This window comes from Cryobacterium algoricola (assembly GCF_004402485.1).
GTDB classification, from domain to species: Bacteria; Actinomycetota; Actinomycetes; order Actinomycetales; family Microbacteriaceae; genus Cryobacterium; species Cryobacterium algoricola.
This window is the reverse complement of record NZ_SOFG01000027.1, coordinates 18,368-38,869: the sequence shown is the minus strand read 5'-3', so window position 1 is coordinate 38,869 and position 20,502 is coordinate 18,368. Positions and strand designations below refer to the sequence as shown.

Annotated in this window: 19 protein-coding genes; 8 read left to right on the top strand and 11 right to left on the bottom strand. The window is 68.4% G+C overall.

Going from position 1 to position 20,502, the window contains the following annotated elements:
• Positions 1-30 precede the first annotated feature (30 nt).
• Positions 31-384 carry an MmcQ/YjbR family DNA-binding protein gene (locus E3O44_RS18930; protein WP_134536728.1) on the top strand — a complete coding sequence of 118 codons (354 nt, stop codon included), beginning with the start codon at positions 31-33 and terminating at the stop codon, positions 382-384.
• An 84-nt stretch (positions 385-468) separates the two neighbouring features.
• Here E3O44_RS18930 and E3O44_RS18925 read toward each other — a convergent pair whose 3' ends face one another.
• Positions 469-1,914 (bottom strand): NAD(P)H-quinone dehydrogenase, encoded by a 1,446-nt coding sequence (locus E3O44_RS18925; protein WP_134536727.1) that lies wholly within the window; start codon positions 1,912-1,914, stop codon positions 469-471.
• Between the two features lie 191 nt (positions 1,915-2,105).
• On the opposite strand from E3O44_RS18925, the gene E3O44_RS18920 reads away from it, so the two are divergent.
• Both E3O44_RS18920 and E3O44_RS18915 read left to right on the top strand, forming a co-directional pair.
• Positions 2,106-2,939, top strand: coding sequence for a purine-nucleoside phosphorylase (locus tag E3O44_RS18920; RefSeq protein ID WP_134536725.1), 834 nt, complete (start codon positions 2,106-2,108; stop codon positions 2,937-2,939).
• 497 nt (positions 2,940-3,436) lie between these two features.
• A complete protein-coding gene (locus E3O44_RS18915; protein WP_241976446.1) occupies positions 3,437-5,152 on the top strand; it encodes a phospho-sugar mutase in 1,716 nt (571 codons plus the stop codon).
• 44 nt (positions 5,153-5,196) lie between these two features.
• Here the strand turns inward: E3O44_RS18915 and E3O44_RS18910 are convergent, their stop codons facing one another.
• From E3O44_RS18910 to E3O44_RS18865, 10 genes are all read right to left on the bottom strand, one after another.
• On the bottom strand, positions 5,197-5,469 hold the full coding sequence (locus E3O44_RS18910) for a PTS sugar transporter subunit IIB (protein WP_134536723.1): 273 nt from the start codon (positions 5,467-5,469) through the stop codon (positions 5,197-5,199).
• On the bottom strand, positions 5,466-5,942 hold the full coding sequence (locus tag E3O44_RS18905) for a PTS sugar transporter subunit IIA (protein WP_134536721.1): 477 nt from the start codon (positions 5,940-5,942) through the stop codon (positions 5,466-5,468). The genes E3O44_RS18910 and E3O44_RS18905 overlap by 4 nt, the downstream gene beginning before the upstream one ends.
• Before the next feature lie 41 nt (positions 5,943-5,983).
• Positions 5,984-7,102, bottom strand: coding sequence for an adenosine deaminase (locus tag E3O44_RS18900; protein ID WP_174775107.1), 1,119 nt, complete (start codon positions 7,100-7,102; stop codon positions 5,984-5,986).
• 87 nt (positions 7,103-7,189) lie between these two features.
• The gene (locus tag E3O44_RS18895) at positions 7,190-8,500 is read right to left on the bottom strand and encodes a thymidine phosphorylase (RefSeq protein WP_134536717.1); all 1,311 of its coding nucleotides are present in this window, start codon (positions 8,498-8,500) and stop codon (positions 7,190-7,192) included.
• Positions 8,497-9,018 carry a cytidine deaminase gene (locus E3O44_RS18890; RefSeq protein ID WP_134536716.1) on the bottom strand — a complete coding sequence of 174 codons (522 nt, stop codon included), beginning with the start codon at positions 9,016-9,018 and terminating at the stop codon, positions 8,497-8,499. Before E3O44_RS18890 ends, E3O44_RS18895 begins: the two co-directional genes overlap by 4 nt.
• The gene (locus tag E3O44_RS18885; RefSeq protein WP_241976444.1) at positions 9,015-10,241 is read right to left on the bottom strand and encodes an ABC transporter permease; all 1,227 of its coding nucleotides are present in this window, start codon (positions 10,239-10,241) and stop codon (positions 9,015-9,017) included. The genes E3O44_RS18890 and E3O44_RS18885 overlap by 4 nt, the downstream gene beginning before the upstream one ends.
• 80 nt (positions 10,242-10,321) lie before the next feature.
• Positions 10,322-11,620: an ABC transporter permease gene (locus E3O44_RS18880; RefSeq protein ID WP_134536714.1), complete on the bottom strand. Its 1,299-nt coding sequence runs from the start codon at positions 11,618-11,620 to the stop codon at positions 10,322-10,324.
• Positions 11,617-13,137, bottom strand: coding sequence for an ABC transporter ATP-binding protein (locus tag E3O44_RS18875; RefSeq protein WP_134536712.1), 1,521 nt, complete (start codon positions 13,135-13,137; stop codon positions 11,617-11,619). The genes E3O44_RS18880 and E3O44_RS18875 overlap by 4 nt, the downstream gene beginning before the upstream one ends.
• Before the next feature lie 108 nt (positions 13,138-13,245).
• The gene (locus tag E3O44_RS18870) at positions 13,246-14,349 is read right to left on the bottom strand and encodes a BMP family lipoprotein (protein WP_134536710.1); all 1,104 of its coding nucleotides are present in this window, start codon (positions 14,347-14,349) and stop codon (positions 13,246-13,248) included.
• 184 nt (positions 14,350-14,533) lie between these two features.
• Complete coding sequence (locus E3O44_RS18865) at positions 14,534-15,655, bottom strand: mannose-1-phosphate guanylyltransferase (RefSeq protein WP_134536708.1); 1,122 nt, start codon at positions 15,653-15,655, stop codon at positions 14,534-14,536.
• A 100-nt stretch (positions 15,656-15,755) separates the two neighbouring features.
• On the opposite strand from E3O44_RS18865, the gene E3O44_RS18860 reads away from it, so the two are divergent.
• The 5 genes from E3O44_RS18860 to E3O44_RS18840 all read left to right on the top strand — a co-directional run bounded on the left by E3O44_RS18860 (position 15,756) and on the right by E3O44_RS18840 (position 20,494).
• Positions 15,756-16,910, top strand: coding sequence for a glycosyltransferase family 4 protein (locus E3O44_RS18860; protein WP_134536706.1), 1,155 nt, complete (start codon positions 15,756-15,758; stop codon positions 16,908-16,910).
• A 113-nt stretch (positions 16,911-17,023) separates the two neighbouring features.
• A complete protein-coding gene (sdhC, locus tag E3O44_RS18855) occupies positions 17,024-17,440 on the top strand; it encodes a succinate dehydrogenase, cytochrome b556 subunit (protein WP_134536704.1) in 417 nt (138 codons plus the stop codon).
• 11 nt (positions 17,441-17,451) lie between these two features.
• Entirely contained in the window at positions 17,452-17,904 is a 453-nt protein-coding gene (locus E3O44_RS18850) for a succinate dehydrogenase hydrophobic membrane anchor subunit (protein WP_134449413.1), read from the top strand.
• Between the two features lie 16 nt (positions 17,905-17,920).
• Positions 17,921-19,735 (top strand): succinate dehydrogenase flavoprotein subunit, encoded by a 1,815-nt coding sequence (sdhA, locus tag E3O44_RS18845; RefSeq protein WP_134536702.1) that lies wholly within the window; start codon positions 17,921-17,923, stop codon positions 19,733-19,735.
• Entirely contained in the window at positions 19,736-20,494 is a 759-nt protein-coding gene (locus tag E3O44_RS18840; RefSeq protein WP_134449415.1) for a succinate dehydrogenase iron-sulfur subunit, read from the top strand.
• Positions 20,495-20,502 lie beyond the last annotated feature (8 nt).

The window sequence follows — 20,502 nt, the reverse complement described above, 5'->3', positions numbered from 1 at the left end:
GCACTCGCCGGCCAGGGAGAGAGGACCGTCGTGGATCCGGACGAACTGACCGCGTTCCTGCTGGACCTGAACGGGGCCGTCGAGACCTACCCGTTCGGGCCGGAGGCCCGGGTGATGAAGGTCGCGGGCAAGGTGTTCTCCATCGACCAGCCGGATGCCCCGCGCCGGTCGATCACGCTCAAGGCGCTCCCGGAGAACGTGCCGCGGCTGATCCGGAGCGTCGCCGGCATCGAGCCCGGGTACCACATGAACAAGCGGCACTGGGTGACCGTGCGCCTGGACGGCTCCGTGCCCGCCGACCACGTGCGCGAGCTGATCACCGAATCGCACGCGATCATCGTCGCGTCCCTCCCCCGAGCCACTCGCCGCGGCCTCGAAGGCTGACCCCTCTCACCGCGAAAGCGTAGTTTTGGCCCTTAAGACCGAGTCATAAGGGCCAAAAGTGTACTCTCGCGAGGCCTGGGCGAGTCAGCGGTTGGTCCGATGGACGATGTGCATGGCGCGGGCGGCATCCGTGATCGAGCCCGTGAGCGATGGGTAGACCGGGAACGCGCGGGCGACCTCGTCGACCGTGAGCCGGTGCTCGACGGCGAGCGCGAGCGGGAAGATGAGCTCGCTCGCCTTCGGGGCGACGATGACGCCGCCGATGACGGTGCCGGTCGTCGTGGTCGCGAAGAGCTTCACGAAGCCGTCCTTGATGCCCATCATCTTCGCGCGCGGGTTCGCGGCGAGGGGCAGCTTGTAGATGGTGCCGCGCACGAGGCCGTCCTCGATCTGCTTCTGCGTCCAGCCGACCGTCGCGATCTCGGGCTGCGTGAAGATGTTGGCCGCGACGTTGCGGATCTCGATCGGGTTCACCGCGTCGCCCATGGCGTGGAACACCGCGGTGCGGCCCATCATCGAGGCGACGGATGCGAGCGGCAGCTCGGTTGTGCAGTCTCCGGCCGCGTAGATGTTCGGCATCGACGTGCGGGCGACCCGGTTAACCCGGATGTGCCCGGAGTCGGTCAGCTGCACGCCGGCCTCCTCGAGGCCGATCCCGCGGGTGTTCGGCACGGAGCCGACGGCCATCAGGCAGTGACTGCCCTCGACCTTGCGGCCGTCGGACAGGGTGGCGAGCACGCCGGTCGCGGTGACCACGACGGATTCGGCGCGCGACTTGCCGAGGACGACCATCCCGTTGCGCTTGAAGACGTTCTCGATCACCGCTGCGGCGTCGGCGTCCTCGCCGGGCAGGACCTGGTCGCGGCTCGAGATCAGGGTGACGCGGGCGCCGAGGGCCCGGTAGGCGGAGGCGAACTCGGCGCCGGTGACGCCGGATCCGACGACGATGAGGTGCTCCGGCACCGCCCGCAGGTTGTAGAGCTGGGTCCAGGTGAGGATGCGCTCCCCGTCGGGGACCGCGGTCGGGAGGATGCGCGGGCTCGCGCCGACGGAGACGACGATCGTGTCGGCGCTGATCCGGTCGAAATCGGTGCCGGAGGCCTCCGAGGTCGCTACGATCACGCCGCTCGTGCCGTCGAGACGCCCGTGACCCTGTACGAGGTGCACGCCGGCCGTGACGAGCGTTGCCCGCATGTCCTCGGACTGCTGGCGGGCGAGCGCGAGGAGGCGCTTGTTGACGGCGGCGAGGTTGATCGCGACCTCGGGGCGGCTCGGCTTGCCGTCTGCCCCGCGGACGAACAGCTGGACGCCGAGCTCGGTCGCGTCTCCGATGGAGTTGGTGGCCTCCGCGGTGGCGATGAGGGACTTCGAGGGGACGACATCCGTGATGACCGCTGACCCGCCGACGCCGACCTCTTCGACGAGCGTGACCTCCGCTCCGAGTTGCGCTCCGGCGATCGCCGCTTCATACCCGCCGGGCCCTCCGCCGAGAATGACGATCTGCTGCTTGCGTTCGAACTCGTAGGCCATGGTGACATTCTGCCGTTCGCCGCCCTTCGCCACCAATCCCGGCCCCTGGCATCCGCCCGCCGCAGCCCGACTCGCCGCCCGCGCCTGACGAATTCGACGGAGTTTTCGCCCAAAACGCCCGTAGGCGGCCACTTTCGGCCCCGAATGCCCAAAATCTCCGTCGAATTGGTTCGGGCGAATAGAGTGGGGGGATGCCGACGATCGACGCAAACCCGCTGGACGAGCCACAAACCGACCCGTTCGAAATCGCCCGGATCGCGGCGGCTGAAATCGCCGAGCTCACGGGCGTCACCCATCACGACGTGGCGCTGACCCTCGGCAGCGGTTGGGGGAAGGCCGCCGAGCTCATCGGCGAGACCACCCACACGATCCCCGCCCAGGCGATCACCGGCTTCAGCGCCCCCGCGCTCGAAGGCCACGTCGGCACCCTGCGCTCCGTGCTCCTGCCGAACGGCAAACGGGCCCTCGTCATCGGCGCGCGCACCCACTACTACGAGGGGCACGGCGTCCGCAGGGTCGTGCACAGCGTGCGCACCGCGGCGGCAACGGGCGCGACGACCATGATCCTCACCAACGGGGCAGGCGGCATCCGTGAGACCTGGACCCCCGGGACGCCGGTGCTGATCAGCGACCACATCAACCTCACAGCGGACTCGCCGCTCGAAGGCGCGACCTTCATCGACCTGACCGATCTCTATTCGAAGCGGCTGCGCGACCTCGCCCGCACCATCGACCCCGGGCTCGACGAGGGCGTCTACTGCCAGTTCCGCGGGCCACACTACGAGACCCCCGCCGAAGTGCAGATGGCGAAGGCGATCGGCGGCCACATCGTCGGTATGTCGACGGCGCTCGAGGCCATCGCAGCCCGCCAGGCCGGCATGGAGATCCTCGGCCTGTCCCTCATCACCAACCTCGCGGCCGGGATCCAGAAGGAGCCGCTCAGTCACGCCGAAGTGCTCGTCGCGGGCCGGCAGGCCGAACCCGTGATCAGCGCACTCCTGGCCAGGATCGTGGCCGCCCTGTGAGCGCCACCGAGACCGGCACCGGGCCCGTGAACACCGGCTCGACCGGCACAGGGCCGACCAGCACCGGCGAGGTTCGCGCACGCGGGCGTCACCGGGCGTTGCCGGATGCTCCCGCTTCCGTCCTGCCGGCGACCCTCGCGCTCGACATCGTCGACGTTCCGTTGCCGGCAGCACCCCCCGTCAACGCCCCGGCTCCCGCCGCCTTCACCGCTCCCGCCGGCGCGGAAACCGCCCTCGCCGCTGCCCCCGCCGTAGCGCACGAGGCCGCCCAGGGAACACCGGCAGCACCGGCTACCGCAGAGCACCCGGAACCCGAATCGGAACCGACCGCTCCCCCCGTGATCGCCCACCCGGCATCCGCCCGGGACGAGCCGACCCCCGTCACGACCGAGATGGACGCCACGGTCGCGACGGACTTCGTTCCGACAGCACTCGTCCACGCCGCACGGGCGGGTTCATCGGCCGCACCGGCACCGGCCCCCGACGACGATGCCACGATCGCCGCGGCCACCGCCTGGCTCGCCCAGGACCCCGACGCCGAGACCCAGGCCGAACTGCGCGCCCTGCTCCGCGGGGCACAGTCCGCAGACCAGGCCGCCATCACCGAGCTGCACGCCCGCTTCGACGAGCGCCTCGCCTTCGGAACCGCCGGGCTCCGCGGCGCGATCGGCGCCGGCTCCAACCGGATGAACCGCGTCCTCGTGTCCCAGGCCGCAGCCGGCCTCGCCGCATTCCTGATCGGAACCGCCCTCCCCGGCCAGACCCCCTCCGTCGTGATCGGCTACGACGGTCGCAAGAACTCCCAGGTCTTCGCGACGGACAGCGCGGCGATCATGGCCGGCGCCGGGGTCCGCGCGATCCTGCTCCCCCGCCTGCTGCCGACGCCCGTCCTCGCCTTCGCCGTGCGCCACCTCGACGCGAGCGCCGGCGTCATGGTCACGGCCTCGCACAACCCCGCGGCCGACAACGGCTACAAGGTCTACCTCGGCGGCGCGAACAACGGGTCCCAGATCGTCTCACCCGACGACGCGTTCATCGCGGCGGAGATCCACCGGGTGGCCACGCACGCGACCATCCCCGACCTGGTCCGCGGCGTCTATGAGACGGCGGAGGAGACGGTCGTCCAGGCGTACATCGCCGAGACCGCTGCGAGCGTCGGCGCTCCGCGCGCCCAGGTCAACGCCGTGTACACGGCCATGCACGGGGTCGGCTGGGACACCACCCGCCGCGTGCTCGAAGCCGCGGGTTACGACCTGCCGACCCTTGTCGACGCGCAGATCGCGCCGGACCCGACGTTCCCGACCGTGGCGTTCCCGAACCCGGAGGAGCCCGGCGCGCTCGACCTCGCCTTTGCGACCGCCCGCGAGGTCAACGCCGAACTCGTGATCGCGAACGACCCGGACGCCGACCGCCTCGCGATCGCGATCCCCGACGCCGACTCCGCGAGCGGCTACCGTCGACTCACCGGCAACGAGGTCGGTGCCATCCTCGGCTGGCGGGCCGCTGAGCGGGCCGAACTGGCCCCCGTCGCCGACGACGCCGTCACCGACGACGACGCGGACGCCTCCGCCCCCGCCCCGCGCAGCGGCACCCTGGCCTGCTCGATCGTCTCGTCGCCGGCGTTGAAGGCCGTGGCGGATGCCTACGGCATGCGCTTCGAGGAGACCCTCACCGGATTCAAGTGGGTGTCCCGCGCCCCGGGTCTCGTGTTCGGTTACGAGGAAGCCCTCGGCTACCTCGTGAACCCGACGACCGTGCGCGACAAGGACGGTATCTCGGCGGCCCTCGCGCTGCTCTCCCTCGTGAGCGACCTGAAGAACGAGGGCTTCACCCTCGCGGACCACCTGCACCACTTCAGCGGCCGTTTCGGACACTTCTCGTCGAGCCAGATCTCGGTGCGCGTCACCGACCTGTCTGAGATCTCCCGGGTGATGGACCGGCTGCGGTCGAACCCGCCGGCGTTCATCGGCCGGATCCGCGTCGACCACATCGACGACCTCGCCGGCGGCTTCGTCGGCCTGCCGCCGAGCGACGTGCTCCGGATCCGCCTCGTCGGCGGCGCCCGGGTGATGGTGCGCCCGAGCGGAACGGAACCCAAGCTCAAGGTCTACCTCGACACGAGCAGCGTCGTCGGCACCGTCGTGGAGCGCCAGGTCGCCGCGAACGCCGTGCTCGCCGAGCTCGAGCGCGGCATGCGCGAACTCATCGCGTAGGGCCGGGAACGCCGGACCCTGCGCGCGACGTCATCGCACCGGGTTCAGCCGAGCGCTTCCTCGAGCTTGGTTGTGAGCTCGTCGAGGTCGAAATAGTTGTCGATCACGACGATGTCCGCGTTGGTCTTGCCGATGTGGGCCACGAGCTCCGACGAGGTCAGGATCACCTGGGCGTCGGCGCCGACGGTCTGCACGGAAGCCACGTCGGTCGCCGTCACCTCCGCCTCGATGTCGAGCCGCGCGAGTGCACGTTCGGCGTTCATCTTCAGGATCGCCGAGGTACCGACGCCGACCCCGCACAGGGCGACGATCTTCATTCCTGGACCCCGCTGGCTTCTCGGGCGGGTGCCGTGACGCCGAGCAGCGCACGGATGCCGGCGGCATCCGTCGCGGCCGCAAGCGAGGGGATGACCCGCGGGTCGTTGAAGAGGTTCGCAAGTTCGGCGACGAGCAGCACGTGCTCGTCTCCGGTCGTCACGGCGAGGCCGAGGACCACGCTGACCGGGTCGTTGTGCGGGTGGCCGAAGGCGACGGGTTCCGCGAGCGTCACGACGCTCAGGCCCTCGGCGATGACGTCGGGGCCCGGGCGTGCGTGGGCGAGGGCCAGGCCGGGGGCGATCACGACATAGGCGCCGAACTCGTCGATGACGTCGATCATCCGCTTCGTGTAGCCGGGCACTGTCGACCCCGAGCGGACGAGACCGTCGCCGGCCGCGGTCACGGCGGCGCGCCAGTCCGGGACATGGATGCCGATCGCGATGGCGGTGAGAGGCAGGTCTGGGAGTTGCATAGGTTCTTTCACTGGGTTTGCGTGTCGGGTTCTGCGGGCTCTCAGGCCTCTTCGAAGCCCGCGACGATGGCGTCGGCGAGTTCTTCGCGCTCTTCGAGCGGGAGGAATGCGGACTGGGCGGCGCTGAGCTGGAAGACCTCGAGGTCGTCGATGTCGTAGCCGAAGGCGTCGCTGAGCAACGCGAGTTCCTGGCTCAGGCTCGTGTCGCTCATCAGCCGGTTGTCGGTGTTGACCGTGACCCGGAAGCCGAGCTGGTAGAGCAGGTCGAAGGGGTGGTCGAGCAGGTCGTCGCCCCACGCGGCGATCGCGCCGGTCTGCAGGTTGGACGACGGGCTCAGTTCGAGGGCGATCTCGCGGTCGCGGACCCACTGGGCAACCGGGCCGAGGGTGACGTAGGTGTTGTCGTCGTCCTCGCGGCCGATGACGATGTCCTCGGCGAGGCGCACGCCGTGGCCGAGGCGCAGGGCGCGGCCGTCGAACAGGGCGCCACGGATGCTGCCCAGCCCGTCTGCCTCTCCGGCGTGCACCGTGACCGGCATGAACTCCTTGGCGAGGTAGTCGAAGGCCGCGAGGTGGTTGCGGGCGGGGAAGCCGAGCTCCGCGCCGGCGATGTCGAAGCCGACGACGCCGTTGCCGCGGTGGCGCACGGCGAGTTCGGCGATCTCGAGGCCGCGGTTCGCGTGGCGCATCGCGGTGATGAGCTGGCCGATACGGATGGTGGACCCGAATTCGGCCGCCTCGTCGATGCCGGACTCGATGCCTTCCTGCACGGCCTCGACGACCTGGTCGAGGGTGAGGCCGCGGGTGAGGTGCTGTTCGGGTGCCCAGCGGATCTCGCCGTAGATGACGCCGTCGACGGCGAGGTCCTGCACGAATTCGTGGGCGACCCGGATGAGGCCCTCACGGGTCTGCATCACGGCCGTCGTCACATCGAAGGTCTTGAGGTAGTCCACGAGCGAGCCGGAGTTGGACTGGTCGGCGAACCAGGCGCCGAGCGCGGCGGCATCCGTCGACGGCAGGTCGAGACCGATGGTGTCGGCGAGTTCGATGATCGTCTGGGGACGCAGTCCCCCATCGAGGTGGTCGTGCAGCGATATTTTGGGCAGCGCGTTGATGCTCGCGCCACCGGGCAGCAGGAATTCCTCAAGGCTCGTATTCACGTTCACCAATCTACCGGCCCCGGCCTCCCCCGGGCCCTCCTCCGAGTCAACTCCCGTAATTTATTGTGATCGGCAACAAACCGAAGGTCACCGACCGATGCGCTCGGCGATCAGGGGGCCGCCGTCGAGGACGGGCTCGCCGGGGTCGCCGATCCGGTATGCGCCCTCGAGGGCCTCGAGGGCCCTGGCGAAACGCTCAGGCTCGTCCGCGCTGAGGGTGAAGAGCGGCTGTCCGGCACGCACGGTGTCGCCCGGCTTGGCGTGCAGGTCGATCCCTGCAGCGTGCTGCACGGGGTCCTGTTTGCGGGCGCGGCCGGCACCGAGTCGCCAGGCGCCGATCCCGAACGGCAGCGCCTGCTGCTCGACGAGCACGCCATCCCGGTCGGCGGTGACGACGTGGGTTTCCTGCGCGACCGGCATCGCGGCATCCGGGTCGCCGCCCTGGGCCCGGATGACCTCGCGCCACTTGTCCATGGCCCGCCCGTCGGTGAGTGCGGCGGCGACGTCGACGCCCGTGATTCCGGCGAGGTTGAGCATTTCGGTGGCGAGGGCGATCGTGAGCTCGACGACGTCTGCGGGCCCGCCGCCCGCGAGAACCTCGACCGATTCGCGGACCTCGTTCGCGTTTCCGATCGCGAAGCCGAGCGGCACGTTCATGTTGGTGAGCAGGGCGGATGTCGCCACTCCGGCATCCTCGCCGAGCGCGACCATCGTGCGGGCGAGTTCCCGGGAGAGCTCGATGTCCTTCAGGAAGGCGCCGGAACCGAACTTCACGTCGAGGACGAGCGCGCTCGTGCCCTCCGCGATCTTCTTCGACATGATCGAGGAGGCGATCAGCGGGATCGCCTCGACGGTTCCGGTGATGTCGCGGAGGGCGTAGAGCTTGCCGTCCGCAGGGGCGAGGCCGCCGCCGGCCGCACAGATCACGCCGCCGTGATCGCGGAGCTGGGCGAACATCTCCTCGTTGCTGAGGTGGGCGCGCCAGCCGGGGATCGACTCGAGCTTGTCGAGGGTGCCGCCGGTGTGCCCGAGGCCGCGGCCGGAGAGCTGGGGAACGGCCGCGCCGAAGACCGCGACGAGGGGCATCAGCGGGAGGGTGATCTTGTCACCGACGCCGCCGGTGGAGTGCTTGTCGGTCGTCGGCTTGCCGAGGCCGGCGAAGCTCATCCGCTCGCCGCTGTTGATCATGGCGAGGGTGAGGTCCTTGATCTCGCGGCGGGTCATCCCGTTCAGGAAGATTGCCATGGTCATCGCGGCCATCTGCTCGTCGCCGACGTAGCCGCGGGTGTACGCGTCGATCAGCCAGTCGATCTGAGGGGTGGCGAGTTCGCCGTGGTCGCGCTTGGTGCGAATCAGGTCGACGGCGTCGAAGGCTTCGAGGTGGGTCTGGGTGTTCACTGGTGTACTTCCCGGTAGTCGGCGAGCTGGCGGGGCCCGAAGGCGTCCGGCAGGACCTGATCGATGGTGCGGAGGCCCGAGACTGTTTCCAGCAGCATGCCGGGTGCGGAGTGTTCGTAGAGGAGCTGGCGGCAGCGGCCGCACGGCATCAGCAGGTTGCCGTTGCCGTCGACGCAGCTGAAGGCGAGGAACCGGCCGCCGCCGGTGAGGTGCAGCACGGAGACGAGGGCGCATTCCGCGCAGAGGGTGAGGCCGTATGAGGCGTTCTCCACGTTGCATCCGCTGATCACCCGGCCGTCGTCGACGAGGGCCGCCGCGCCGACCGGGAACTTCGAGTACGGCGCGTACGCGAGGCGCATGGCCTCGGTGGCGGTGTCGCGGAGGAGCGCCCAGTCGATGACGGGGGTCGAGTGGCCGGACTCCGGTTCGTCCGTCCGGGCCGGCTCGTCCTTCCGGGCCGGCTCGTCCTTCCGGGCCGGTTCGTTCTTTCGGGCCGGTTCGTTCTTTCGGGAGCTCACGATTTGATGTACGGCTTTCCGGAGGCCGCCGGCCCCCGTGACTGGCCGACGAGGCCGGCGACGGCGAAGATCGTGACGAGGTAGGGCAGCATCAGCATGAACTCGCTCGGCACCGGGGAGCCGATGATGCTGAGCACGTTCTGCAGGTTGCTCGCGAAGCCGAAGAGCAGCGCGGCGAGGGTGGCCCTGATCGGGTCCCAGCGGCCGAAGATGACGGCGGCGAGGGCGATGAACCCGGCGCCCGCTGTCATCTCCTTGCCGAAGGCGCCGACGGAGCCGAGGGTGAAGTACGCCCCGCCGAGACCGGCGATCGCACCGGCGAGCGAGACGTTCCAGAACCGGGTGCGGGCGACATTGATGCCCACGGTGTCCGCGGCCTGCGGATGCTCGCCGACGGCACGCAGGCGCAGGCCCCACTTGGTGTGGAAGAGGCCGAAGTACACGCACGCGACCGCCACGTACATGATGTAGACGATCAGGGTCTGCCGGAAGAAAACCGGGCCGATGATCGGGATCTCGCTCAGCAGCGGGATGTTGATGTTCTCGAACCGCGGCGGGCTGTTGAGCGTCGCGGCGTTCGGGGCGAGCAGCTGGGAGAACAGGAAGCCGGTGACCCCGGAGACGAGCACGTTGAGCACCACGCCGACGATGACCTGATCGACGAAGTACTTGATCGCGAACGCGGCGAGCACGAAGGAGACGAGCACACCGGCGACCATCGCCGCGACGAGCCCAAGGAGCGGCTGCTGGGTGATCGAGGCGACCATCGCGGAGGTGAACGCCCCGGCGAGCAACTGCCCCTCGATCGCGACGTTGACCACGCCGACCCGCTCGGAGATGACGCCGCCGAGCGCGCCGAAGATGAGCGGGACGGCGAGGCTCAGCGAACCGAACAGCAGCCCGGGAACCGGGATGGTGTGGTCAGCGGATGCCCAGGCCAGGAAGCCCACCAGCAGGAGCACCGCGAACACGGTGACGAGCCAGAGCGGCACCTTCGCCTTCGAGCGCACGAGCCAGCCGCTCCCCGCCGTGATCAGCAGCAGGAGGGCGACGACGACGACGCCGGTCGGCCGGGTCGGCAGGACCACGTCCGGCAGCTGGATCAGGTCGGTCGTCGTCGACAGGCGCATCGTGCTCTCGCCGTCACGACCGAAGACGACGAGGAGCAGGAAGCCGAGCAGGGTGAAGATCGCGAGGGCGATCGGGGTCTTCCAGCTCTTGATCTGCTCGAAGTCGGGCCCGGTGTCGGCGACGGATGCGCTCGGCCCGGTGGAACCGGCCGGTGAAACGGTTGTCGGGGTGCTCACGAGGCCACCACCTCCGTGGGTGTCGTGGTGCGTTTCCGGGGCGTCTTCGCACCGGGGGTCTTCTGGCCCGGCGTCGGCAGCCGGAAGATGGCGCGCACGAGGGGCGGCGCCGCGATGAACAGGACGATCAGGGACTGCACGATCAACACGATGTCGATCGGAACGCCCTCTGCAGCCTGCATCGAGAACCCGCCAGCCTTGAACGCGCCGAAGAGGATGCCTGCCGCGAAGACCCCCCACGGGCGCGAGCGGCCGAGCAGCGCGACGGTGATCGCGTCGAAGCCGATGCCGGAGTCGATGCCGGCGTCGAAACCGCTCGTCGAGGTGCCGAGCACCTGGTTGATGCCGGCGAGGCCGACGAGGCCGCCGGAGAGCAGCATCGCGTAGACGTACATCCGGTCGACGCTGATGCCGGCGACCCGGGCCGCGTGCGGGTTGAGCCCGACGGCGCGGAACTGGAAGCCGAGGTTCGAGCGCGACAGCAGCCACCAGGTGAAGATCGTCGCGATGATCACGAGGATGAAGCCGAGGTGCAGGTTGTAGGTCGGGCCGAGCAGGTCGGGGAACACTGCAGTCGGCTTGCTCGCGGGGCTCTGCGGGTTGTTGGACCCCGGCGTCTTCAGGAAGCCGTCGCGCAGCAGGTAGCTGACGAGGTAGTAGGCGACGTAGTTGAGCATGATCGTCGTGATCACCTCGTGCGCCCCCGTGCGGGCCTTGAGCAGGCCGACGAGCCCGCCCCAGAGCGCGCCGCCGGCGACACCGACGACGAGGGCGACGACGAGGTGGATGCCGGCGGGCAGGTCGAGCGCGAAGGCCACCCAGCCGCCGAGCGCGGCCGCGATGAGCATCTGGCCGCGACCGCCGATGTTGAACAGGCCGACCCGGAAGCCGAGCGCGACGCCGAGGCCTGCCGCGATCAGCGGGGTCGCGAAGGTGAGTGTCTCGGTGAGCGGCTTGATTCCCGAGGCGAAGTCCGGCTTGCGGAAGTTGTAGACCGAGCCCTGGAACAGGGCGGAGTATGCGCCGGAGACGGAATTCCAGGCCGCCACGACGGTGTCGCCCGGTCGGGAGAAGAAGTAGACCGACGCCTTCTGGACGTCCTCGTTGGTGAAGGCGATCAGGATCGCTCCGACGAGGAGGGCGAGGAGGACGGCGAGCACGGAGATGATCGCATTCCCCGTCGTGATCTCGCGGAAGATCTGATAGACACGGCCGGGCTGGTCCGGCTGGTCCGGCTGTCCAGGCTGGGCCGGCTTCCCGCTGGAAACCGGCGGGGTCTGCAGGGTCTCGCTCATGCTGCCGCTCCTTCTTCGGTCGGCGTTTCGCCGGCCATCATCAGCCCCAGTACGGCTCGGGGGGTGTCGCCGGGGACGATGCCCACGACGCGGCCGCGGAACATCACCAGGATCCGGTCGGCGAGGGCGGCGACCTCGTCGAGTTCGGTCGAGATCACGATGACCGGGGTGCCGGCATCCCGGGTGGCGATGATGCGCTCGTGCACGAATTCGATCGACCCCACGTCGAGGCCGCGGGTCGGCTGGGCGGCGATGAACAGCCGCAGCTCCCGGCTGAGCTCACGGGCGAGCACGACCTTCTGCTGGTTGCCGCCGGAGAGGCGGCCGACGAGGGTGTCGATGCCCTGGGAGCGCACGTCGAATTCCTTGACCTTGTCCTCGGCGAACTTCGCGAGGAAGGACAGCTGTACGTTGAAGCGTTTGACGAACGGCGGCTGGTGCGACCGGTCGAGCATGAGGTTCTCGGCGATCGTGAATTCGCTCACGAGGCCGTCCTCGGTACGGTCTTCCGGCACGAACCCGACACCGGCGTCGAGGATCTTGCGGACCGTGTGGCCGCGGAGCGAGGAGCCGTCGAGGGTGATCTCGCCGGAGACCCGCGGCTGCAGGCCCATCAGGGCCTCGGTCAGCTCGGTCTGCCCGTTTCCCTGCACTCCGGCGATCGCGAGGATCTCTCCGGCGTGCACGGTGAAGCTCACGGAGTTGACGAGCACCTGACCGTGCGGGTCGAGCACGGTGAGGTCGCTGACGACCAGGGCGGGTGCGCCCGGTTCGGCAGGGGACTTGTCCACGGTGAGGTCGACGGCGCGGCCGACCATCATCGTGGCGAGTTCCTCGTTGCTCGCGGTCGGGGAGGCCTCGCCGACGACGGCACCGAGGCGGATGACGGTGATCCGGTCGGCGACGGCGCGCACCTCCCGCAGTTTGTGGGTGATGAAGACGATCGAGGTGCCGGAGTCGCGCAGCTGGCGCATGATGCCCATCAGCTCGTCGGTCTCCTGCGGGGTGAGCACGGCGGTCGGCTCGTCGAAGACGAGCACGCGGGCATCGCGGGAGAGCGCCTTGATGATCTCGACCCGCTGCTGCACACCGACGGGGAGGTCTTCGACGAGGGCGTCGGGGTCGACATCGAATCCGAACCTGGCCGAGATCTCCGTCACCCGGCGGCGGGCGGCCGGGAGGTCGAGGTGGCCGCCGAACCCGGTCTCTTCGTGGCCGAGCATGACGTTCTCCGCGACGGTGAAGACGGGGATGAGCATGAAGTGCTGGTGCACCATGCCGATGCCCGCCGCCATGGCGTCGCCGGGTCCTGCGAAGTGCTGGACGACGTCGTCGAGCAGGATCTCGCCTTCTTCGGCCCGGTAGAGGCCGTAGAGCACGTTCATCAGGGTGGACTTCCCTGCGCCGTTCTCGCCGAGCAGCGCGTGGATCTCGCCGGCCTCGACAGTGAGGTTGATGTGGTCATTGGCGACCAGGGCACCGAATCTCTTCGTAATGCCGCGAAGTTCGAGCTTCATACTTCCCGATTCTATTGAGCCGCCGACCGGAGGGTCGGCTGCCGGGGGTTAAAGCACGCGGGGAGGCCAGCTCTCGCTGGCCTCCCCGCGATGGTACTGCCCGGTGGGTTACTTGGGGGTGGACGGCGACGTGACCGTGAGCTTGCCGCTGATGATGTCGGCCTTGATCGCGTCGACCTCCTTCACGAGTGCGGGGTCGACCTTGGACTCCCAGTCGTGCAGGGGTGCGATGTCGACGCCCTTGTTGTCGAGGGTGCCGATGTACGGGGTCGCGCTGAAGTCTCCAGCGGCCGCGTCAGTGACGATCTTCTTGGTGGCGTCGGCCATCTGCTTCATGATCGAGGTGAGGTAGAGCGCCTTCGTGGCCGGTGCGGTCTCGTAGAGGTCGCTGTCGACGCCGACGATGGCAACGTCCTTGCCGGAGTCCTGAATGGCCTGCGCGGTGCCCTGGAAGAGCGGTCCGGCAACCGGAAGGATGATGTCGGCGCCCTGGTCGATCAGGTTGGTGCTGAGCGCCTTGCCCTGGTTGATGTCATCGAAGCTGCCGGCGAAGGTTCCGGCCTGGGCGGCCTTGTCCCAGCCGAGGAGCTTGACGGACTTCGACTTCTGGGTGTTGTAGTACGTGACGCCGTCGGCGAAGCCGTCCATGAAGATCGTCACGGACGGGAACTGCTTGCCACCATACGTGCCGACGATGCCGGTCTTGGAGGTGCCTGCCGCGAGGTAGCCGGCGAGGAAGGCCGCCTGGGCGGTGTCGTAGAGCACCGGCTTGACGTTGTCGAGGGCAAGGGGGCTGAAGTCGTCATTCGACAGTGCGGAGTCGATGATCGCGAAATCGGTCGTGGGGCTGGCCTTGGCCGCGTCACGGGTCGTGTTCGCGAGTGCGAAGCCGACCGTGAGGATGAAGTTGCAGTTCTGGTCGACCATGCTGCTGACGTTGCCCGCGTACTGGTCGGTCGTCTTGGACTCCGCCTGCTTGAACTTGACGCCGAGGGCATCCGCCGCCTGGGTCATGCCGTCGAAGCTGGACTGGTTGAAGGACTTGTCGTCGAAGCCGCCGGCGTCGGAAACGATGCAGGGGGTGAAGTTGGTGACAGCCGCGGTCGACGTGGCGCCGCCGGTGCTCGGCGCCGCCGCACAACCGGCGAGCAGGGCTACTGCGCCCAAGGTGGCGAGTCCGCTAAAAACGGCCCTTCGTTTGGTGATTGTCAAGATGACCTCCATTGCTGGCCCGGCGCGGGTTCGACGGGGCTGTGTGCAATCAGGTTACCCAATGTTTCACTGCTCAGTTGAGCAAACTCGATAGGTGCGCTAAGCGTTATCAAGCCGCTACCTGCGCGAAACAATTCCGTGCGTAATGCGGAGGCGACCGGCACAAACGATTTCGGGTGCCTCGCTACAGCACGTCGCTGCTTCCGGAGAGCTTCAGGGCGTCGACGACGGCCTTGACTTTCTGCGCATTCGCGCTCGTCGTCACGAGCAGCGCGTCCGGGGTGTCGATCACGACGATGTCCTCGACGCCGATCAGCGCGATCATCCGTCCGGTGTGGCTCACGACGATTCCGCTCGAGGAGTCTGCGAGCACGCGTGCGCCCTCGCCGAGGATCGCCAGGTCGCGCTTGCGCCCGTTGGCGTGGATCTTGGCGATCGAGGCGAAGTCGCCGACGTCGTCCCAGTCGAACTGGCCGGGGATGACCGCGAGCTGGCCACGGGCCGCGACCGGCTCCGCGACGGTGTAGTCGATGGCGATCTTCTTGATCTTCGGCCACACCCTGTCGACGACGGCGCCGCGGCGCGGGGTGTCCCACGCGTCGGCGAGTTCGAGGAGCCCGGCGAGCAGATCGGGCTCCGCCGCACCGATCTCTTCGAGCAGGCGGTCGGCGCGGGCGATGAACATGCCCGCGTTCCAGAGGTAGTGGCCGCTCGCGACATAGGCTTCCGCCGTTGCGAGGTCGGGCTTCTCGACGAAGGAGTCGACGGACTGCGCGTTCGGGGCTCCGGGGATCTCGAGCGGCGCGGCGGTCTTGATGTAGCCGAAACCGATCGCGGGCTCCGTCGGACGGATGCCGATCGCGACGATGTACCCGGCATCCGCTGCCGCGACGGCCTCGACGATGGTCTGGCGGAACAGGACGGCGCCCTTGATAACGTGGTCGGCCGCGAAGGACCCGATGATGACGCCGGGTTCACGTTTCTGCAGGATGGCTGCTGCGAGGCCGATGGCAGCCGTCGACTCGCGCGGCTCGCTCTCGAGGACGACATTGAGGTCGGCGAGCTCCGGCAGCTGCGCCTCGACGGCGGCGCGGTGCGCACGTCCCGTGACGACCATGATGCGCTGGTCGCCGGCGAGCGGGGCCAGCCGGTCCCAGGTGTCCCTGAGCAGGGTCTGGCCGGACCCGGTGAGGTCGTGCAGGAACTTCGGGGCGTCCGCTCGGGACAGCGGCCACAGGCGGGATCCGATTCCGCCGGCGGGGATCACGCTGTAGAAGCGCTCGAGTGGGTCAGGTGCCTGGGTCATTCGGCCAGACTACAGGCCGCACAGCCGCTGTTCACCGGGTATTCACGCAGTGGTTCCGGGTATTCACATGCTTGTTTCGACGGCTGCATACGCTCGAAACATGCGGGTTGCCGTCGTCAGTGAGAGTTTCCTCCCCACGGTCAGTGGGGTCACCACGAGCGTCTGCAAGGTGCTCGAGCACCTGCGGCGAACCGGGCACGAGGCGATCGTGATCGCCCCCGCCGGTGCTCCTTCCGAATACGCCGGCTTCCCGGTCTTCAGCGTCCCCGCCGTCTCCTACCGCCAGTTCCCGGTGGGGATGCCGAGCCCGCACGTGCAGCGCCTCCTCTCCGACTTCGGGCCGGACGTCGTGCACGCGGCCTCCCCGTTCCTCCTCGGCGCGCAGGGCATCGCGTCGGCGAACCGCCTCGACATCCCGAGCGTCGCGATCTTCCAGACGGATGTCGCCGGGTACGCCAGGCGCAACCGGCTCGGCCAGGCGACGAAGGTCGCGTGGCGCCTCGTCAAGTGGATCCACGACGGCGCCGACCTCACCCTGGTGCCCTCCTCCGCCTCGATGGCGGACCTCGAACGGGTGGGCGTACGCCGGCTCGCCCGCTGGACGCGCGGCGTCGACCTCATCGGATACCACCCGAACCGCCGGAGCGAACCGGCCGTCGCCGCGCTCCGCGAACGCCTGTCCCCGAACGGTGAGGTCGTGATCGGCTACGTCGGCAGGATGGCGCCGGAGAAGCAGGTGGAACGACTCAGAGCGCTCAGGGGCCTGCCGGGCATCCGTGTCGCACTCGTCGGTGACGGGCCCTCCGTGCCGCTCATCCAGCGCGAACTCGCCGGCGTGCCGGTGACGTGGCTCGGCCGGCTCTCCGGACCGGCGCTCTCCGACGCGTACGCGGCCTTCGACGTATTCGTGCACGCCGGGACGGAGGAGACCTTCGGCCAGACGATCCAGGAGGCGCACGCGGCAGGGCTCCCCGTCGTCGCACCGCACGCCGGCGGCCCGATCGACCTCGTCGCGCACGGCGACAACGGTTTCCTCTTCGTTCCCGACGACGAACGCGACCTGCGGCGTTGCGTGACGCGCCTCGTCGAGGATGCGCCCCTCCGGTTGCGGATGGGCGAGTCCGGCAGGAGGGCGGTGCTCGGCCGTTCGTGGGAAAGCGTCTGCGAAACCCTTGTCGGTTACTACGACAAAGTCATCGACGAACGCGCCGCCATCCGCGTGATGACGGCCGTTCCCCTCTCGATGCAGCGCTGACGGGCCTCGCGGATAATATCTCGGCCTAGAGACACTTATGATGGTTGCACGCGCACCAGCGCAGTGCCGGCCTGATCATTCGAGGCCGCTCATTCAGCCAGGGAAGGTTGGTCATGCCTCAGGAATCGGCACGGACATTGACATCCCAGCAGAAGACCACCTCACGCCGCCCCGCAGGAACCCTGTACCGGGGCCGCGAAGGCATGTGGTCGTGGGTCCTCCACCGGATCACCGGTGTTGCGATCTTCTTCTTTCTGCTGGTCCACATTCTGGACACGGCGCTCGTGCGCGTGAGCCCGGAGGCATACAACGCGGTCATCTCGACCTACCAGACGCCGCTGATGGGGCTCGGTGAGGTCGCACTCGTCGGCGCGATCGTGTTCCACGCGTTCAACGGGATCCGGATCATCCTGATCGACTTCTGGAGCGCGAAATACCAGAAGGTCATGTTCTACGTCGTGATCGGCCTCTGGGTCGTCACGATGCTGGGCTTCGCCCCGCGTCACCTCATGAACGTCTTCAGCCACTAGGAGGAGCAGCCATGGCAACCACACTTGACTCCCCCAGGAGCCCATACGCCCGCCCGACCGGAAAGCGCGGCACGAACTGGGAAAAATGGGGCTGGATCTACATGCGCGGCTCCGGCGTCGTGCTCATCGTGCTCATCTTCGGCCACCTCTTCGTGAACCTGATGATCGGCAAGGGCGTCGACGCCCTCAACTTCGGCTTCGTCGCCGGCAAGCTCGCGAGCCCGTTCTGGCAGTGGTGGGACGTGGCCATGCTCTGGCTCGCCCTGATCCACGGCGGCAACGGCATGCGCACGATCGTGAACGACTACGCAACCCAGCGGGTCACCCGCGGCATCTTCAAGTGGGCCATCCTCGCAGCCGTCGTGATCCTGATCGTGCTCGGCACCCTCGTGGTCTTCACCTTCGACCCCTGCCCGGCCGGTTCGCCCGCCGACCTTCTGCCCAAGTTCTGCCCGGCCATCTAGGAGCTCACACCAGCACATGACGGATGCATCAAACACCGCACCGACCGAGTCCACCGTGATCGACGGAGTGCACTACCACAAGTTCGACATCGTGATCGTGGGAGCCGGCGGCGCAGGGATGCGCGCGGCCATCGAGGCCGGCCCAGGAGCCAGCACCGCGGTCATCTCCAAGCTCTACCCGACCCGCTCACACACGGGAGCCGCCCAGGGCGGCATGGCCGCGGCCCTCGCCAACGTCGAGGAAGACAACTGGGAGTGGCACACCTTCGACACCGTCAAGGGCGGCGACTACCTCGTCGACCAGGACGCGGCGGAGATCCTCGCGAAGGAGGCCATCGACGCGGTCATCGACCTCGAGAACATGGGCCTGCCCTTCAACCGCACCCCGGAGGGCAAGATCGACCAGCGCCGCTTCGGCGGCCACACGAGCGACCACGGCAAGGCGCCCGTGCGCCGGGCCTGCTACGCCGCCGACCGCACCGGCCACATGATCCTGCAGACCCTGTACCAGAACTGCGTCAAGCGCGGCATCAACTTCTTCAACGAGTACTACGTGCTCGACCTCGTGATGACCCCGGTCGACGGCGTCGACCAGCCGTCCGCCGTGGTCGCCCTCGACCTGTCGAGCGGCGAACTGCACGTCTTCCAGGGCAAGGCGTTCATCTTCGCGACCGGCGGCTTCGGCAAGATCTACAAGACCACCTCGAACGCGCACACCCTCACGGGTGACGGCGTCGGCATCATCTGGCGCCAGGGACTCCCCCTCGAGGACATGGAGTTCTTCCAGTTCCACCCGACCGGCCTCGCCGGCCTCGGCATCCTCCTCACCGAGGGAGCCCGCGGTGAGGGTGCGATCCTGCGCAACGCCTCCGGCGAGCGCTTCATGGAGCGGTACGCCCCGACGATCAAGGACCTCGCCCCGCGCGACATCATCGCGCGCTGCATGGTCAAGGAGGTCGCGGAAGGCCGCGGCGCCGGACCGAACAAGGACTACCTGTACCTGGACTGCACCCACCTGGGCGCAGAGGTACTCGAGACCAAGCTGCCCGACATCACCGAGTTCGCCCGCACCTACCTCGGCGTCGACCCGGTGACCGAACCGGTGCCCGTGATGCCGACGGCGCACTACGCCATGGGCGGCATCCCGACCAACGTCAACGCCGAGGTGCTGCGCAACAACACCACCGTCGTCCCCGGCCTCTACGCCGCGGGCGAGTGCGCGTGCGTCTCCGTGCACGGCTCGAACCGCCTCGGCACGAACTCGCTCCTGGACATCAACGTCTTCGGCAAGCGCGCGGGCAACAACGCCGTCGCCTACGTGAAGACCGCTGAGTTCACCCCGCTGCCCGACGACCCGGCGAAGACGGTGCGCGACCTGCTCGAGGGCATCCGCTCGTCGACGGGAACCGAGCGCATCGCCGTGCTGCGGAAGGAACTGCAGGAGACCATGGACGCGAAGGCGCAGGTGTTCCGCACCGACGAGTCGCTCTCCGAGGTCACCGAGGTGATCCACTCGCTGCGCAACCGGTACAAGAACATCGGCGTGCAGGACAAGGGCCGCCGGTTCAACACCGACCTGCTCGAGGCCGTCGAACTCGGCTTCCTGCTCGACCTCGCCGAGGTCGTCGTCTATTCCGCCCGCAACCGCAAGGAAAGCCGCGGCGGCCACATGCGCGACGACTACCCTCTGCGCGACGACGTGAACTACCTCGTGCACACGATGGCGTACCTCACCGGCGACCCGCTCTCAGCGGATGCCGCAGACCACATTGCGCTGGACTGGAAGCCAGTCACGATCACGCGCTACCAGCCGATGGAAAGGAAGTACTGAGTGAGCACCGCATTCGCAGACGCCCCGGTCGTGCCCGAGGAGATTCAGTCCTTCACCGTCACGCTCATCATCCGGCGCTTCAACCCGGAGGTCGACGACGAGCCGCACTGGGAAGACTTCGACGTGCAGATGTACCCGACCGACCGGGTGCTCGACGCGCTGCACAAGATCAAGTGGGAGCAGGATGGTTCGCTGTCGTTCCGGCGCTCGTGCGCGCACGGCATCTGCGGCTCGGATGCGATGCGCATCAACGGCCGTAACCGCCTGGCCTGCAAGACGCTGATCAAGGACCTCGACATCACCAAGCCGGTCTACGTGGAGGCGATCAAGGGCCTGCCGCTCGAGAAGGACCTCATCGTCGACATGGAGCCGTTCTTCGAGTCGTTCCGGGCCGTGCAGCCGTTCCTGGTTTCGAACACCGCGCCTGTCGGCGGCAAGGAGCGCATCCAGACGGTCGCCCAGCGCGAGCGTTTCGACGACACCACGAAGTGCATCCTCTGCGCCGCGTGCACCTCGAGCTGCCCGGTGTTCTGGACGGACGGGCAGTACTTCGGCCCGGCCGCGATCGTGAACGCCCACCGCTTCATCTTCGACTCGCGCGACGAGAACGCGGCCGTGCGCCTCGACATCCTGAACGACCGGGAAGGCGTCTGGCGCTGCCGGACGACCTTCAACTGCTCGGAGGCATGCCCGCGCGGCATCCAGGTGACGCAGGCGATCGCAGAGGTCAAGCAGGCGATCCTGCGCGGCAAGGCCTGAGCGCAGGG

Excerpts from the sequence above, each read along its gene's own strand:
- E3O44_RS18925 (WP_134536727.1), bottom strand. The coding sequence starts at position 1,914 with ATGGCCTACGAGTTCGAACGCAAGCAGCAGATCGTCATTCTCGGCGGA.
- E3O44_RS18920 (WP_134536725.1), top strand. The coding sequence starts at position 2,106 with ATGCCGACGATCGACGCAAACCCGCTGGACGAGCCACAAACCGACCCG.
- E3O44_RS18910 (WP_134536723.1), bottom strand. The coding sequence starts at position 5,469 with ATGAAGATCGTCGCCCTGTGCGGGGTCGGCGTCGGTACCTCGGCGATC.
- E3O44_RS18905 (WP_134536721.1), bottom strand. The coding sequence starts at position 5,942 with ATGCAACTCCCAGACCTGCCTCTCACCGCCATCGCGATCGGCATCCAT.
- E3O44_RS18880 (WP_134536714.1), bottom strand. The coding sequence starts at position 11,620 with ATGAGCGAGACCCTGCAGACCCCGCCGGTTTCCAGCGGGAAGCCGGCC.
- E3O44_RS18875 (WP_134536712.1), bottom strand. The coding sequence starts at position 13,137 with ATGAAGCTCGAACTTCGCGGCATTACGAAGAGATTCGGTGCCCTGGTC.
- E3O44_RS18865 (WP_134536708.1), bottom strand. The coding sequence starts at position 15,655 with ATGACCCAGGCACCTGACCCACTCGAGCGCTTCTACAGCGTGATCCCC.
- E3O44_RS18860 (WP_134536706.1), top strand. The coding sequence starts at position 15,756 with ATGCGGGTTGCCGTCGTCAGTGAGAGTTTCCTCCCCACGGTCAGTGGG.
- sdhC (WP_134536704.1), top strand. The coding sequence starts at position 17,024 with ATGCCTCAGGAATCGGCACGGACATTGACATCCCAGCAGAAGACCACC.
- E3O44_RS18850 (WP_134449413.1), top strand. The coding sequence starts at position 17,452 with ATGGCAACCACACTTGACTCCCCCAGGAGCCCATACGCCCGCCCGACC.
- sdhA (WP_134536702.1), top strand. The coding sequence starts at position 17,921 with ATGACGGATGCATCAAACACCGCACCGACCGAGTCCACCGTGATCGAC.